Below are 15,800 nucleotides of genomic sequence, written 5' to 3'. Positions count from 1 at the left end.
CGAGTTTACTTCATCAGCGGGATCGAGAACTCCGCACCCTCCTTGACGCCGGACGGCCAGCGCGAGGTCACCGTCTTGGTCTTGGTGTAGAAGCGGATCGAGTCCGGGCCGTGCTGGTTGAGATCGCCGAAGCCGGACTTCTTCCAGCCGCCGAAGGTGTAATAGGCGATCGGCACCGGGATCGGCACGTTGATGCCGACCATGCCGACGTTCACCTTGGCCGCGAAGTCGCGCGCGGCGTCGCCGTCGCGGGTGAAGATGGCAACGCCGTTGCCGTAGTCATGGTCCGACGGCAGCGCCAGCGCTTCCTTGTAATCGTGCGCCCGCACGACCGAGAGCACCGGGCCGAAGATCTCTTCCTTGTAGATCCGCATGTCCTTGGTGACGTTGTCGAACAGCGAACCGCCGAGATAGAAGCCCTTCTCGTAGCCCTGCATCTTGAAGCCGCGGCCGTCGACGGCGAGCGTGGCGCCTTCCTTGATACCGATATCGATGTAGCTCTTGACCTTCTCGACCGCCTCGCGCGTCACCAGCGGACCGTAATCCGCCGACGGATCGATCGAGGTACCGATCTTGAGCGACTCGACGCGCGGGATCAGCTTCTCCATCAGGCGGTCGGCGGTGGACTTGCCGACGGGCACTGCGACCGAGACGGCCATGCAGCGCTCGCCGGCCGAGCCGTAGCCGGCACCGATCAGCGCGTCGACCGCCTGGTCCATGTCGGCGTCGGGCATGATGATGGCGTGGTTCTTGGCCCCGCCGAAGCATTGGCAACGCTTGCCGGTCTGCGCCGCGCGCTCGTAGATGTACTGCGCGATCGGAGTCGAGCCGACGAAGCCGATGGCCTTGATGTCGGGATCGTCGAGGATGGCGTCGACCGCCTCCTTGTCGCCGTTGACGACGTTGAGGATGCCGGCCGGCAGGCCCGCTTCCATCATGAGTTCAGCGAGCAGCATCGGCACGCCGGGGTCGCGCTCCGACGGCTTGAGGATAAAGGCGTTGCCGCAGGCGATCGCCGGCGCGAACTTCCACATCGGGATCATCGCCGGGAAATTGAACGGCGTGATGCCCGCGACGACGCCGAGCGGCTGGCGCATCGAATAGATGTCGATGCCGGGGCCGGCGCCCTCGGTGTATTCGCCCTTCATCAGATGCGGAATGCCGCAGGCGAATTCCGCGACCTCGAGGCCGCGCTGGATGTCGCCCTTGGCGTCGGGCACGGTCTTTCCGTGCTCGCGCGCGAGCAATTCGGCGAGCTTGTCGTAATCGCGCTGGACCAGCTCCACGAATTTCATCATCACGCGGGCGCGGCGCTGCGGATTGGTTGCGGCCCACTCCGGCTGCGCGGCGCGGGCATTCTCCACGGCGGCGCGGACTTCGGCCTTGGACGCCAGCGCGACCTTGGCCTGGACGTCACCGGTCATCGGCTCGAAGACGTCGGCAGTGCGGCCCGAGGTGCCCTTGACCTCCTTGCCACCGATGAAATGTCCGATTGAACGCATGGGAAAACCTCCCTGAAGCACCTAAATCGCCGCTCCTCGCGGCGGGATCGCTTTACAAACCCTATTGACCCTGCATTTTATAGGATTCAAGTCTGAGATATTGCACCATAGATGTGCGAAAATGCTGGATCAAGGCGCTATCGACTGGGACGACTTTCGCTTCGTGCTGGCCATCGTGCGGGGCGGCTCGGTCTCGGCTGCGGCAAAACAGCTCGGCGTCGACCATGCCACGGTGATCCGCCGCGTCGATCGGCTGGAAAAGCACCTTTCGGCCAAGCTGTTTGACCGGCGCAAGACCGGCTATCTCCTCACCGAGGCAGGCCAGCGCGTCGCCGACAGTGCGGAAGCGATGGAATCGACCATCGTCGCCAACCAGGAGCAGGTCGGCGGCTCGCGCGCCCACCTCACCGGCACGGTGCGGATCGGCGCGCCCGATGGGTTCGGCAGCCACTTCCTGGCCTCGCGGCTGGTCAAGTTCACCGAGCGGTATCCCGATCTCGATTTGCAACTTGTGGCAACTGCGCGGCTGTTCAGTCTCTCCAAGCGCGAGGCTGATATCGCCATCAGCCTGACCATGCCGAAGGAAGGCCGCATCGTCGGCCGCAAGCTGCTCGACTACCGCCTCGGGCTCTATGCCGCGCCAGCCTATCTCGCCCAGGCGCCGGCAATTGCCGCACGCGCCGACCTGCCGCAGCACCGCTTCGTCGGCTACATCGAGGAGCTGCTGTTCACGCCGGAGCTCGACTATCTGCCGCAGGTGTCGCCGCGGATTTCCGCGCGCTTTCGCAGCGCCAATCTGATCGCTCAGCTCAATGCTACGCTCTCGGGCTTCGGCATTGCGGTGCTGCCGCACTTCATGGCGACGGCCCACCCCGAGTTGCAGCCGGTGCTGCCGGACGAGGTGCGGATCTCCCGCACCTTCTGGCTCCTGATGCACGCCGACAGCAAGGATCTCGCCCGCATCCGCGCGGTGGCGGACTACATCTACGAGACGGTGGAAGCCGAGCGCGCGCTGTTCAGCGGGGTGTAGCGCTCACCGACGTTGTCAGACGGATCGGATGCCGCGCGGGTCGGCATCCCGGTTCGAGGCGACGTAATCGACCTCGCCACGCGAGATCCCGATGTCCATGAGCTCCCGGTCACTCAGGCTGCCGAGATCGGCGCGCAGCCGCTCCCATTTGCGCCATTCCTGAATTGCATCCCAAAAGCCCTTGAAGGCGCTCACGATCCGCGGCGTCGATGTGGTCGCCTGGGCTGAACGCGCTGGACTGTAGGTCGTGCTCATTGCTGCACCTCCGGGATACGTCCTTTCCACCCGGACAAGATGCCGCGGCATGCGCTTGCGCGCTTAACAGTCGGCTTACAATTTCCTCATCGGCGGCTTATTCTTGGCACACCAAGCGGTGCCACACGATCGTCCGAGGCACACCCAAGGGATTCGCGGCTTGCGCTATCTCTTCGAGGAGTACGCACTCGACACGGACCGGCGCGAGTTGCATCGCGGAACGGACATGGTTTCCGTCGCGCCGCAGGTATTCGACCTGCTCGACTTTCTGATCCGCAACAGGGACCGCGTCGTCAGCAAAGACGACGTCATCCACGCCATCTGGAATGGGCGCAGTGTGTCCGATGCAGCCTTGACCACTCGGTTAAACGCTGCGCGGAGCGCAATCGGCGACTCCGGTGAGCAGCAGCGCCTCATCAAGACACTGCCACGCAAAGGTTTCCGGTTCATCGGTGCGGTCCGGGAAGAGCGGACGACGGCAAGCGCGGCAAGGGGCGCCGAGCCGATAGAACCGCGGCAGCCTCCCCTCAAGCTCCCCGACAAGCCCTCGATTGCCGTGCTGCCCTTCCAGAACCTTAGCGCCGACCCGGAGCAGGAGTATTTCGCCGACGGCGTCGTAGAAGACATCACGATGGCCCTGTCGCGGTTTCATTGGCTGCTTGTGATCGCGCGCAATTCGAGTTTCACCTACAAGGGCCGGCCCGTCGACATCAAGCAGGTCGGCCGCGAACTCGCGGTGCGCTATGTGCTCGAAGGGAGCGTGCGCAAGGCCGGAAACCGCATTCGTATCGCCGGTCAGCTTATCGATGCTGAAACCGGCGCGCATCTCTGGGCCGACCGCCTTGACGGCGCGCTCGAAGATATCTTCGATCTACAGGACCAGGTGACGTCTACCGTGGTAGGCGCAATCGCACCCATGCTGCAGCGCGAGGAAATCAAGCGAGCCACGCGCAAGCCAACCGAAAATCTGGAGGCATATGACTATTACCTGCGCGGCTTGGCGACCGCTCGTCGGTGGACGAAGGATGCAAACAGCGAAGCGCTCCAGCTCTTCTACAAGGCGATCCAGCTCGATTCCGGTCTGGCGTGCGCCTATGGCATGGCCGGATGGTGCTACATCCAGCGTAGAGCGCGACGCTGGATGATCGATCGTGCGCAGGAAACTGCCGAAGCTACGCGGCTCGGATGGAAGGCCGTGCATCTGGGAGCAGATGACCCGGCAGCGATGTGCATGGGAGCATATGTACTCGCCTTCATAGCGCACAAATTCGATGATGCCATTGCGTTCGTGGATCGCGGACTGACGATCAATCCGAACCTGGCAATGGCTTGGAATCTCGGTGCTTGGGTCAGAGCCTTCAGAGGCGAGCCCGACCTCGTGCTTGACTACGCCGCGCGTGCCATGCGCCTGAGCCCGCTCGATCCGTCGATGTACGCCAACCACGGAGCCGTATCGTATGCGCATTTTCTCTCGGGCCACTACGATATGGCATCGTCATGGGCCGAAAAGACATTGCGCGACAATCCGAATTTCCTGCTGGCCATCTGCATGTTCGCCGCCAGCAATGCGCTCACCGGACGCCTCGAGCCGGCTCAAAAGGCCATCGCACGTGTACGCGAACGCGCTCCCAATTTGCGCATCTCCAATCTGGAAGAGCTGGCGCCATTTCGTCGAGCGGAGGATCTTGCGCGCTTTATCAAAGGCCTCCGCGAAGCAGGGCTTCCCGAATGACCGTGAATGCGCGGCTCGCCCTTGGAGCCGCCGTCGACCCGACCAATTGCGTCGGTCTCCGACGCCAAGGCCCGGTTTGAGCCAGACATCGGAACCTTACGAGTACTCGCCCTAAAGCATGATCCGGAAAAGTGCGAAGCGGTTTTCCGAAAAGATCATGCTCAAACAAGGAGCTAAGGCGCGATGACGATTCAACCTAATCTCATCGCGCTTTAGTTTACCTTCGTCTTTTTCACCGGCGCCTTGGCCGCGGCGGCACGTCCCAGCACCGCCTCGCGGCCCGCCGACAGGATCTCGTCGGACATTTCGCCGCTTCCGGCGATACGCGACATCACGATGGTGCCCATCATCGTCGCCAGCGTCGCGATCGCCTGCTTGCGCGCGGCCTTGCGTGGCATGTTCGGGATATAGTCGGTCATCATCTCGATCATCTGGTCGAGCTTGCCGGCAAAGGCCTTGCGTGTCTTCGGACTCTCGCGGGCGATCTCGGCGCCCAGAGCTGGGATCGAGCAGCCATGGCCGGGATTGTCGCGGTGCAGCGCCGAAAGATAGCCGTCGATGATGGTCGAAAGCCGCTTCTCCGGCGGCGTGTCCGCGGCGAGCTTGCGCCAGTGCTCCATCGAGCGGTCCATGGCATAGCCAAAGGCCTCGATCACCAGCGCCTCGCGGGAATCGAAATGCGCGTAGAAGCCGCCATGGGTCAGGCCCGCCTCCTTCATGAGATCGGCGACGCCGATGCCGTGGGCACCCTTCTCGCGCAGCCGCACGGAGGCCTTCTTCACGATGCGGTCGTGGGTTTCCTGCTTGTGTTCCGGGGAATAGCGCATGCCGCTCTCATGGAATGTTTCTAATCATATAATAGCAGATTTGCGGCCGGAATGCTGCAGTTATTTCGCCTTGTCGGGCACTTTGGGTTCCCCGCCGAGCATCGAAAACGTCGCGGTCGCGTGCAGCGCAAGATTGCCCCTGCCGTCGCGGACGAAGCCCTCGGCGTAGCTGGTCTGGCGGCCGAGCTTGATCACCTTGCCTTCGGCGCTGATGGTGCCCGACCGTGCCGACAGCGGCCGCAGATAGGTCAGCTTGAGGTCGAGCGTCACCGAGGTCTGCCCCGCCGGCAGCATGGTCGAGATCGCGCAGCCCATCGCGGTATCGAGCAGCGCCGCGGCGGTCGCGCCGTGCAGCAGGCCGATGGTGTTTTCCAGGCTCTCATGCGGCTCGAGTTCCATCACGATGCGGCCCTCGTCGACCACCGCCATGCGGAAGCCGATCAGTTTCGCCATCGGCGGCGGCGGCAACCGGCCATCGCGGATCGCGCGCATCGCCTCGATCCCGGACATCGGCAGCGCCGCCTTCGCCACGGGTCCCGGCGCCTGCCATTCCACCACGCGGGCGCGCCGCAAATCGGGCGAATGAAGATCGATGCTTTCGGCGGCAGTCATGACGGCTCCATTTATATGATAATTATAATTCTATAGATCCGTGTCCCTCGGCGCAACCGCCGCACCCGGTCCTTGACAGAGCCATGCTTTGTCCGGGACATGGCCCAAGTCATTCCGAGGCGACGCAAGCGTCGAACCCGGAATCCCGAGATTCCGGGTCTGGTGCTTGCGCACCATCCCGGAATGACTTGTCGATCCAATCCTGCGCCGGGACTTTTTCCATGGACATGCTCAATCCCCACTGCGGCATCGCCCGCGACGACAGAGGCGTCGTCCGCCTGACCATCTGCAACGCCGGCAAGCTGAACATCGTGAGTTCCGCCGTCACCAACGGCGTGCGCGAGGGCTTTGAGCATCTGGCCGCCGATCCGAGCATCCGCGCGGTGATCCTGACCGGCGAAAGCGAGCGCAGCATGATCGGCGGCGCCGACATCAAGGAAATGGCGAGGCTCGACCAGCCATCCGCCGAAGCATTCATCAGCCGGCTGCGCGACCTCTGCGAGGCCGTGCGCCAATTCCCTGCCCCGGTGATCGCACGGATGCCCGGCTGGTGTCTCGGCGGCGGGCTCGAAGTGGCGGCGGCCTGCGACTTCCGCATTGCCGCGCATGATGCGCATTTCGGCATGCCGGAGGTGCGCGTCGGCATCCCCTCGGTGATCCATGCCGCTCTCTTGCCGCGCCTGATCGGCTGGGCCCGTGCGCGCTGGCTGGTGATGACGGCGGAGAACATCGACGCCCCGACCGCGCTGGCCTGGGGACTGATCGACACCGTGGCAAAACCCGGCGGCCTCGACCAAGCCATCGAGCACACCGTGAAGGCGCTGCTCGAATGCGGCCCCGAGGCGCTGCGATCGCAGAAGGCACTGCTGCGGCAATGGGAAGAACTGCCGCTGACGGAGTCGGTGAATCTGAGCGTCAAGGTGTTCGGCGAGTCGTTCCTGACCGACGAGCCGACGCGGCTGCTGCAGGGGTTTTTGGATCGGAAGCGGTAGCCGCCAGCGCTCAGCTCGAGACAGGGATTTCGATCAACACCAGCGTGCCGCGGCCCGGTTCGCTCTCCAGCGCGATCCGGCCGCTGAGCGACGACACGACGGTGTTAAAGGCGATGTGCAGGCCGAGGCCGATATTGCCCCGCTCCCGCCCGGTGGTGAAGAACGGATCGAACACGCGGGCTTGCAAATCCTCGCGGATGCCGACGCCTTGGTCGGCGCAGGCGATCCGCGCCAGCGCCTGATCCGGCTGCGTCACCGTCATGGTGAAGCGTCCGCCGCGGCCGTCGGGATAAGCGTGCGCCGCGGCGTTGAACGCCAGATTGCTGATCACCTGCGCCAGCGCGCCGGGATAGCTGCTCAGAACGATGCCTTGCGGGCAATCGAGTTCGACGATCAATCCCTGCCGGGACAGCAGCGGCCCGAGCTTCGCGATCAGCTCGGACAGCCATCCGCCGAGCTCGAATGTATGGCGGTCCTCGTCGGCCTGATGGACGGCGACCTGCCTGAAGCTGTGCACCATCTCGGATGCGCGGTGCAGATTTTCCGAGGTCAGTCGAAGGCCGTTCTCGATCCGTGCAATGCCCCTTGTCAGGTCGGAGCGCCGGACGGCTGCGCCCTTCAGCGCCTCGCCCATCGCGCGAAGGTCCGCCTCCATGGTCGTTGATGTGGTCAGCGCCAGGCCAAGCGGCGTGCTGACCTCATGTGCGACACCGGCGACGAGCTGCCCGAGCGAGGCCAGCTTCTCGGCCTGCACGAGCTGCGATTGCGTTGCGTGCAAATCGCGCAACGAGGCTTCCGAGCGCTCCTTTTCACGTTTCAGCGCCTGCGCCGTCCGGAACTGCTGGCGCGCGCGGAACTCGCGGGCGGCGACGGCGTAAAGCGACAATGCATAGGCATTGATGACGAGGGAATGATTGATGAAGCGCAAGCCCGGCGGCAACGCCGGCCCGAGTGATTCAGCGATGCATAGCGCAATCCATGTCGTGAGACAGAACACGGCTAGCGGCCCGATCCGCAACGGCAGCATGGTCGAGACGAACAGGATGATCATCATCATGCCCGGCGCGGCAAAGGTGAAGCCCGACGGCAGCACGTGATAAATGCTGGGCAGGATGCAGCCGGGAATGACGCAATAGACGAGGAAGATCGTCTCTGCCCACGGCTTCATCGCGGGCACCGAGAGCAAGGCGGTGAGCGGCAGCAGGACCAGCACGGCGACCCCGCCGCGGATCGCCAGCGTGGTCGCCACGACGTCAGGATAGAGCACCCAATCCCAGAACGCATATCCGGCATAGGTAAAGGCGCCGAGCAGCATCGCGACCTGTGTCCAGCCGATATTGCCCCGCACGTACTGGTCTACAAATCGGCGCTCCTCGACGATGTCGTCGAATCGCAGTCCAAGGCGGGTCAAAAGACGGAGCATTACAATATCAAACGAAAAAGGCCTGGCACTGGAACTTGGCACTGCAAATGGAGCGTCGAAAATGATCTACGACAGCTTGCCCGCGCTGTCGCGTCCTTTTGGCGCATCGGCGACCGCGGCGCGGCATCGCGCCGCGCCCCTCACCGCGCGTTGGCGGGGGCGTGGACAGGCCAGAGGTCGGCGCGCCAGCGGATCGCGATCGCCAGCATCGCGAAGAAGCCCGCGGCGGCATAGAGCGAGCCCGTCGCGGAATAGCCGATGACGTCGATCAGGCTGCCGGCTGCGAGCAGTCCGATCGGCAAGCCATAGATGACCATCATGCGCACGCCCATGACGCGGCCTCGCAGATGTGCGCTCGCGGTGCGCATCAGAATGACGGCGGCCGAGATCATCGACATGCTCTGGGCGATGCTGGCGAGAACGAGGCAGGCCATCGCCACCGGCATGGTCCTGACCTCGACGAAGACCAGCAGCATGGCGTACCAGGCCAGCGTCGCGCCGATCAGAAGCCGGGCAATGCGTACCCCGCCGGCCATGCTGAGCGTGATCGAGCCGATCAGCGAGCCCACCGCAAAGCTTGCCGAGAGATAGCCGAGCCCGGTCTGGTCGGTAAGGAAGATGTCGCGCGCGACATAGGGCAACAGGCCGTTGGTCAGTGGAAACGCGGTGAGGTTGGCCAGGAACGCGACGCAGAGCGCGGCGCGCATGCCCGGGCCGCTCCAGGCATAGACGATGCCCTCCTTGAGGTCGCGCAGCAGCTTTGAACCCGGCGCGTCGCCGGCCGCGAGATCGGTCGTGCCATGCGACTTGGGGCGGCTCATGCAGAGCATCAGGATGGCGGCGACGAAATAGAAGCCGGCGATCCCGACGTAGACATAGCCGATGCCGAGCGCCGCGAACAATCCGGCCCCGGTCAGGGCTCCTGCGATGCGCGCCGTGTCCTGGGTCGTGCGCGCAACGCTGATGGCGCCGACCAGCTGCCCGGCCGGCATGATCTCGGCAAGCAGCGCGCCCCGGACGCCGAGATCCGAAGGGCGGATCAGGCCCATGATCGCGACGATGATCATCACGTTGAGCGGGGCGAGATGCCCGGTCAGCGCTAGCGTCATGATGGTGCCGGCGAGCGCCGTATAGGCAAGACGCATTGCGACCAGGAGATCGCGATGGCCCATGCGGTCGCCGATCATGCCGAACACGGGCGCGACCAGTGTTCCGACGAACTGGAGTGAAGCAAGCACGGTGAGCAGCAGCACCGAGCCGGTTTCGACAATGATGTACCAGCCGAGCACCAGCGTCTCGACCTCGAAGGCCCAGGAGGTGAGCAGGTCGGACGGCCACTGGAAACGATAATTGTGGATGCGGAATGGCGCGAGCGCCGAGGTCCGCGTGGTCCCGCTCAAGACGCGATGACGCGTGTCACGGCGTGTCCTGCCCTTTTTCCTTGTTCTTCTGGGTCTTGGTTCTTGGTCGTGCTTGCGGCGCTTTGAATCTGTCTTGAGTCGCTTGGGAAAATGCCCTGTTCCGGCAGCGTAGCGCCGAGGCGATTGGTGTCAATCGAAGCCGCCGCATGCGGCCATGCACGATGGTATCCGCGGCGACGGGATAGCGCAGCCTCGCGAAGCGCAGGCCTACACCGGCGGCACGGCGCGCCGCAGCATGAAATGGGTGGGTATGAAAGCGAGCAGCGGCAGGCCGATCATCAGGCCGGCCAGCCACACCAGCGGCGGCACGAAGCCTTGCGCCGCCCTGTCGCTTGTGCCGAAGACGTAGTTGATGTTGACCGGAGTCGTGCCCGGGTCCGGCCGCGGTCCCGGCATCACAAAGTAGCAGATCAGCAGCAGCGCCCATGCCAGCACGCTCCAGGCGATCAGCGCGCGCTGGTCATAGCCGAGCCGCCAGACCAGGAATAGCAGCAGGAACGGCAGCCAGCCGTGGAAGCCCGACAGGAACCGCAGGAACAGCGACAGGTTCTGGTCGAACATGTAGTCCGTCATTCCGGTGAGCGAGTAGCCGGCGACATGGGCGAGAAAGTCGATCACCCAAAATGTTTGCGGCCCAAGGAGTCCGACGGCGCACATCGAAATCAACAGCGCGCTCTCGGTCCAGATCCCGATCAAGGTGAGGATCAGGCAGACGTCGCAGAAATACAGAAAGTTGGTCGGCCCGTACCAGTAGGTGTACACCGGCACCAGGACGGCCATGAAGGCGCTGAAGCCGATCTTGACGGAGAGCGGAATGCGGGCGGACGGCTGCTCGACGGCGATCACGGACATTGCGGTGGGACTTTCCATTGCACAATCCGCCAGCCCTAGCGCCGGCTCGGTAAACAGACCCGTATTCCGCAACCTTGAATTGATCGGCGTTCGGAATTCGGTTAACGCCAACTCAGCGGTGCCGGTACAGTTTTAGCTGCCCGCGCGCGCGATGATCGTGCTAGCATGCCTGTTCCGAAGCCGCGGAGGACGACATGAACGCCTTCGAAGTTTTCGCGATCTACCTGGCGCCCTTTGTGATCATCGCGATCGCAATCCGGCTGCTGATGCGGCGTTATGCCGTCGACCTGCCGGACGTCCAGAAACAAGCGGGCTCCGCGCCGAAGCGACGATTTCTGCTCGGCGCCTGGCGGTCGGATTAGATCAGCCGCGCGAGCGAATGGATCGACGCCGACGCTCCATCAAACCGGTGAAATCGGTGAAGACGTGACTGGACCGGCCGCAATCCGCACGTCCTTGTAGGCCGAGCGGATGGCACCGAGCACCGCTTCATCAGAGGACGTGACCTCGTAGAACGTGCTGTCGACCGCACGGATCATGATCCATGTGTCGTCCTGTTCCGGGAGAGTGCCGACGAACTGCCCCCAGATCACCTGGGATGCTTCGCGCGCGGCTTTCGAAAGCGCTGCACCGCTGACCACCGTCCCCTTGGCTGCGAACGCCTCGAGCTGATGCTCCCCGGCGACCATGAATTCATCAAGGGCGCGGCCAAGCACCGGATGATGCAGCACGACCGGCGAAACCATCCAGCTGGCCTGAAGAGAGCGCGGAGCGAGCAGATCAATCAGATCGCGAAGATCAAGCGCCAGGGCTCCGTTGCAATCGTCATGGATACGAAGCGTAGTCATGGGCGCTCCTGGATCAATGCAACGCCTTCTAGACCGGCTTGCCTCTTCAAGCGCTTAGGAGCTTGCATCAATTCGTCGGATTGTTGGTAACCAACTTCGCGCCGATCTCTCAACTCGTCATTGCGGGGCGAGCGAAGCGAGAGCCCGGATTCCATCAGAGCAAATAATCCGTCGCGAAATGGATTCCCCGTTCGCGCCGGAGCGGCGAAGCGAGATGCAAAGCTCGGACAGATCATGTCGCGAGAATGCGGACGTGGGACTCACAAGAGGCGCCAAACACTCGGTGTCGTCCCTGCGAAAGCAGGGAGGTAGATTCACATTCGAAGTGCAACACTTGAGCAAAGGCCTCGGCAGGCGTGCGGTAGTCAAGGCATTTGCGCGGGGTGTTGTTGTAGGCGGCGATGAACTGGCGGAATCTGGCGGTCGAGAGGGTTACGAGATCGGTCTTGCGGGGAATAAAGCGGCGCATCCTGCCGATAGCGTTCTCGATGCCGCCCTTCTGCCAGGGGGCGTGGGGATCGCAGAAGAAGGTCTCGATCGAGAGGCGGTGCAGCGCCAGGTGACCGGCGAACTCGGTGCCGTTGTCGAAGGTCACGGTCTGGCGCAGCTCCTGTGGCAGGGTCGCGAAGAAGCCCACGAGATGGCGGGCGACACCGCGCGCGACCTTGCTGGCAAGGCGGATGCCGAGCAGCAGACGCGAGGTGCGCTCGTGCACGGTCAGCACGGCCTGACCGTATTTCGAGAACATCATCAGGTCGGCCTCCCAGTGTCCGGGCACGCTGCGGTCGGCCACTTCGATCGGCCGATTTGCCAAGGAAACACGGCCTTCGATGAAGCTTGCGGGGCTGCCGCCCCTCTTGCCGCGGCGGCCGCGCTTGCTCTTGGCGCGCGGCAGATAGCGCCGCCAGTTGAAATCCGTGGTGCGCCTGAGTTGGGCATAGATGAAGCGGTAGATGGTCTCGTGCGAGATCACCTTGCGCCCGGACTCGCGGGCCAGCCGGCCGGCGACCTGCTCGGGCGACCAGCCCCGGCGAAGGCGTTCCAACACCGCGCGGCGCAGGCCGGGCTCCCGTTCGAGGCGTCCGCCCGTCCAGCGCCGCGCTCGCATCTGGTGCTGGGCATAGTTTGGCTTGTAGCCGACCTGGCTCCCCCGATTGCGCCTCAGTTCCCGAGAGACCGTTGATGGCGAGCGATCCAGAGCTGCCGCGATTTGCCGGACCGAGCTGCCATTGGCCGATAGGCAGGCAATCTCGCATCGGTCGTCCAGAGAGAGCTGCTTGTAAGTCCGCCCCATGGCAACACCTCCTCAAGGAAGTGTTGCACTTCGTTTGCGAACTCAGGGGACCCATAACCACAGGGCGTTGTCGTTACGAAGGCAACTGGCCCCAGCGCGTCATGGATGGGCCTCGGCGAATGGGTCCCTGTGTCTTGGAAGTCTGTCAGGATGGGTTGGGCGGGAAGCCGTTGGGTCCTTGGCGCTTGACGCCGTGAGCCGGCTCGGCCTCCCGCCCGTTCCATTACCAACCTGAACAGTTGCACGAGGCTGCGCCAACAGACCTCGCATCACAGGGACAGGCACCGTGATCATACCCCCTCGTTATGTCGGAATCGACGTCTCCAAGAAGCATCTCGATATCTTTGATGAAGCTGACGGCGTGTCCAGGCGCATCGCCAACGCGGCACAGGCCATCACACAGCAGGTGGCGCGTTGGCGATGCGATGCGCTGGTCGTTTTCGAGGCCACGGGCGCCTATGACCTCGCGCTTCGCGAGGCCCTAAGCCAGGCCGGTGTCCGCTTCGCTCGGATCAATCCGGCTCGAGCTCGCGATTTTGCGCGGGCCAGCGGCCAACTTGCCAAAACCGATCCGATCGATGCACGGATGCTGGCGGCCTTTGGCCGGGTCATGCAGCCGGCAGCCGAGCGGGCCGCCAATCCCGCCCGCAACGCTTTGGCAGGGCTTGCAAAACGGCGGGACCAACTGGTTCTCATGCGCGCGCAGGAGAAGAACCGGCGCAGCGAGGCCGACGACTGCGCCATGGCCGAACGGATCAGTCGGCTCGTTGAGGTTCTCGACGGCGAGATCGCCGAGATCGAGGCCGATATCAACGCATTGACCAAGGCCGAGCCGGAGATCGCGGACGATGCGCGGTTGATGCGCTCACTGCCGGGCGTGGGTCCCGTGGCTTGCATGCAGCTGATCGCGAAGATGCCGGAACTTGGACATGTTGGAGCGAAGCAGATCGCCGCGCTCGCGGGCCTTGCCCCCTTCAACGTCGACAGCGGCGCCTTCCGTGGAAAACGCAAGATCGCCGGCGGCCGAAAGCGCGTTCGTGACGCCCTCTATATGGCGGCTCTGAACGCGGTTCGTCGGGCCGATCCATTCAAGGCCTTCTACGCGCGGCTGCGACAGGTCGGCAAACCAGCCAAGCTCGCTCTCATTGCCGTCGCCAGGAAGCTCCTAACGGTCCTCAACGCCATGATGCGCGACAGAAAGCCCTACCTGCAGACCAAGCCGACATAACAGTTGCCGGCCTTCGCCGGGACGACGTCTGGGAAGCACCGTGGACCCTCATTCTCCCCGATGTCATCACCCGCGCATGCGGGCATCCAGTACGCCGCGGCCTCTCGACTCAAGCATTGCGGCTTCTGGAATACTGGATCACCCGCATGCGCGGGTGACGACATCGCGTGGTGAACACTTGAATCGAGAACCATCTTCCTCGTCGTCCTGGCGAAGGCCAGGACCCATTACCCCGAATGCGAATTGCCTCGCAATACTGGGGCCGCGGCCTTTCCCACAACAAAAGTCGGTGGTTATGTATCCAAGCTTTCGCCAGGCCGACATTGGTGATGGCGGTGATCCTATCCCCAACTCATGCGAACACGACATTTTGTCATGAGAGCCGCAGTTGCAATTTTTGCATTGCATCATATGATGACAATAATTCAATCAAATCCCCGGCATTGAAGGGACTCCTGCCATGGCAACCAGCACCGATCCCGTCGTCATCGTCTCCGCCGCCCGCACCCCGCTCGGCCGTTTCATGGGCGAATTGTCGCCGCTTGCCGCCCACAAGCTCGGATCGCACGTGATCGGCGCTGTGCTGGAGCGCGCCAGGCTCGCACCCGAGCGCATCGACGAGGTCTTCATGGGCTGCGTGCTGCCGGCCGGACAAGGCCAGGCGCCGGCACGCCAGGCGGCGCGAGGCGCCGGTCTGCCGGATGCCACCGGCGCGACCACGGTGAACAAGGTCTGCGGCTCCGGCATGAAGGCGACCATGCTGGCGCACGACATCATCCGCGCCGGCTCGGCCGAGATCGTCGTCTCCGGCGGCATGGAGAGCATGAGCAACGCGCCGTATCTGCTCACCAAGGCGCGCGGCGGCTATCGCGTCGGCCATGACCGCATCATCGACCACATGATGATGGACGGGCTCGAGGATGCCTATGAGACCGGCCGCTCCATGGGCGATTTCGGCGAGGCCACGGCTGAAGCCTATCAGTTCACCCGCAAGGACCAGGACGCCTATGCCATGGAGACGCTCAGCCGCGCCCGCAAGGCGGTCGAGGGCGGCGCGTTCAAGGCCGAGATCGCGCCGGTCACGCTGACCGAGAAGGCCGGCCCGCGCGTCATCGCCAACGACGAGCATCCGCTGAAGGTTGACCCCGCCAAGATTCCCGGATTGAAGCCGGCGTTCCGCGCCAACGGCACCATCACGCCGGCGGCCTCCTCCGCCAATGCCGACGGCGCCGCTGCGCTCGTGCTGACGAAGCGCTCGCTCGCCGATCGGGGCGGCCTGCCTGTTCTCGCCGAGATCAAGGGCCACGCCACTCACAGCCAGGAGCCGCAATGGTTCACCACGGCGCCGATTCCGGCGATCCGCAAGCTGCTCGACAAGGTCGGCTGGGCTGCCTCCGATGTCGACCTGTTCGAGATCAACGAGGCGTTCGCCGTGGTCGCGATGGCTGCGCAACGCGATCTCGGCATTCCCCGCGAAAGGCTCAACATCAACGGCGGCGCCTGCGCGCTCGGACACCCGATCGGCGCCACCGGCGCGCGGCTAATCGTGACGCTGCTGCATGCGCTCGAGGCGCAGAACCTCAGGCGCGGCATTGCCGCGCTCTGCATCGGCGGCGGCGAGGCCACGGCCATCGCGGTCGAGCGGGTCGCGCACTGATCCGGTATGCCGTCATTGCGAGCGACGCGAAGCAATCCATCTCTCCTCGCGAACCGAACGATGGATTGCTTCGTCGCTTCGCTCCTCGCAGTGACGGTTAGTTATGAAAGGCGTCCATGAGGCAATA

At 63.9% G+C, this 15,800-nt stretch carries 15 protein-coding genes; 6 read left to right on the top strand and 9 right to left on the bottom strand.

The annotated features are described in order from the left end of the window. Positions 1–5 precede the first annotated feature (5 nt). Complete coding sequence (locus tag RX327_RS17300) at positions 6–1,502, bottom strand: CoA-acylating methylmalonate-semialdehyde dehydrogenase (RefSeq protein ID WP_317250943.1); 1,497 nt, start codon at positions 1,500–1,502, stop codon at positions 6–8. A gap of 121 nt (positions 1,503–1,623) precedes the next feature. On the opposite strand from RX327_RS17300, the gene RX327_RS17295 reads away from it, so the two are divergent. Next, entirely contained in the window at positions 1,624–2,532 is a 909-nt protein-coding gene (locus tag RX327_RS17295) for a LysR family transcriptional regulator (protein ID WP_317250942.1), read from the top strand. Positions 2,533–2,547: 15 nt separating this feature from the next. Here RX327_RS17295 and RX327_RS17290 read toward each other — a convergent pair whose 3' ends face one another. Then, a complete protein-coding gene (locus RX327_RS17290; protein ID WP_050386739.1) occupies positions 2,548–2,787 on the bottom strand; it encodes a DUF1127 domain-containing protein in 240 nt (79 codons plus the stop codon). A 160-nt stretch (positions 2,788–2,947) separates the two neighbouring features. On the opposite strand from RX327_RS17290, the gene RX327_RS17285 reads away from it, so the two are divergent. Continuing rightward, entirely contained in the window at positions 2,948–4,519 is a 1,572-nt protein-coding gene (locus tag RX327_RS17285; protein ID WP_050386740.1) for a winged helix-turn-helix domain-containing tetratricopeptide repeat protein, read from the top strand. Positions 4,520–4,731: 212 nt separating this feature from the next. On the opposite strand, the gene RX327_RS17280 is transcribed toward RX327_RS17285, so the two are convergent. Then, positions 4,732–5,346 carry a TetR/AcrR family transcriptional regulator gene (locus RX327_RS17280; RefSeq protein WP_317250941.1) on the bottom strand — a complete coding sequence of 205 codons (615 nt, stop codon included), beginning with the start codon at positions 5,344–5,346 and terminating at the stop codon, positions 4,732–4,734. 60 nt (positions 5,347–5,406) lie between these two features. Next, complete coding sequence (locus tag RX327_RS17275; RefSeq protein ID WP_050386741.1) at positions 5,407–5,958, bottom strand: PaaI family thioesterase; 552 nt, start codon at positions 5,956–5,958, stop codon at positions 5,407–5,409. A 221-nt stretch (positions 5,959–6,179) separates the two neighbouring features. Here RX327_RS17275 and RX327_RS17270 point away from each other — a divergent pair, with 221 nt between their 5' ends. Beyond that, positions 6,180–6,950 (top strand): enoyl-CoA hydratase, encoded by a 771-nt coding sequence (locus RX327_RS17270; RefSeq protein ID WP_317250940.1) that lies wholly within the window; start codon positions 6,180–6,182, stop codon positions 6,948–6,950. 10 nt (positions 6,951–6,960) lie between these two features. On the opposite strand, the gene RX327_RS17265 is transcribed toward RX327_RS17270, so the two are convergent. The 3 genes from RX327_RS17265 to RX327_RS17255 all read right to left on the bottom strand — a co-directional run bounded on the left by RX327_RS17265 (position 6,961) and on the right by RX327_RS17255 (position 10,664). Then, positions 6,961–8,373: a HAMP domain-containing sensor histidine kinase gene (locus RX327_RS17265; RefSeq protein WP_317250939.1), complete on the bottom strand. Its 1,413-nt coding sequence runs from the start codon at positions 8,371–8,373 to the stop codon at positions 6,961–6,963. 140 nt (positions 8,374–8,513) lie between these two features. Beyond that, positions 8,514–9,773, bottom strand: coding sequence for an MFS transporter (locus RX327_RS17260; protein ID WP_317250938.1), 1,260 nt, complete (start codon positions 9,771–9,773; stop codon positions 8,514–8,516). A 228-nt stretch (positions 9,774–10,001) separates the two neighbouring features. Beyond that, a complete protein-coding gene (locus RX327_RS17255) occupies positions 10,002–10,664 on the bottom strand; it encodes a hypothetical protein (RefSeq protein WP_317250937.1) in 663 nt (220 codons plus the stop codon). 176 nt (positions 10,665–10,840) lie between these two features. On the opposite strand from RX327_RS17255, the gene RX327_RS17250 reads away from it, so the two are divergent. Continuing rightward, complete coding sequence (locus RX327_RS17250) at positions 10,841–11,008, top strand: hypothetical protein (RefSeq protein WP_167350436.1); 168 nt, start codon at positions 10,841–10,843, stop codon at positions 11,006–11,008. 39 nt (positions 11,009–11,047) lie between these two features. On the opposite strand, the gene RX327_RS17245 is transcribed toward RX327_RS17250, so the two are convergent. Both RX327_RS17245 and RX327_RS17240 read right to left on the bottom strand, forming a co-directional pair. After that, positions 11,048–11,494, bottom strand: a complete 447-nt coding sequence (locus RX327_RS17245; protein ID WP_050386746.1) for a hypothetical protein — start codon at positions 11,492–11,494, stop codon at positions 11,048–11,050. Between the two features lie 232 nt (positions 11,495–11,726). Beyond that, positions 11,727–12,788: an IS30 family transposase gene (locus tag RX327_RS17240; protein ID WP_317250936.1), complete on the bottom strand. Its 1,062-nt coding sequence runs from the start codon at positions 12,786–12,788 to the stop codon at positions 11,727–11,729. 286 nt (positions 12,789–13,074) lie between these two features. Here RX327_RS17240 and RX327_RS17235 point away from each other — a divergent pair, with 286 nt between their 5' ends. Further along, the gene (locus RX327_RS17235) at positions 13,075–14,016 is read left to right on the top strand and encodes an IS110 family transposase (protein WP_317250935.1); all 942 of its coding nucleotides are present in this window, start codon (positions 13,075–13,077) and stop codon (positions 14,014–14,016) included. A 460-nt stretch (positions 14,017–14,476) separates the two neighbouring features. Then, complete coding sequence (locus RX327_RS17230) at positions 14,477–15,673, top strand: acetyl-CoA C-acyltransferase (RefSeq protein ID WP_317250934.1); 1,197 nt, start codon at positions 14,477–14,479, stop codon at positions 15,671–15,673. Positions 15,674–15,800 lie beyond the last annotated feature (127 nt).

It is taken from the genome of Bradyrhizobium sp. BEA-2-5 (assembly GCF_032918025.1).
Taxonomy (GTDB): Bacteria; Pseudomonadota; Alphaproteobacteria; order Rhizobiales; family Xanthobacteraceae; genus Bradyrhizobium; species Bradyrhizobium pachyrhizi.
Note: the sequence above shows the minus strand (reverse complement) of the source record. Positions and strands in the feature narration are given on the sequence as shown.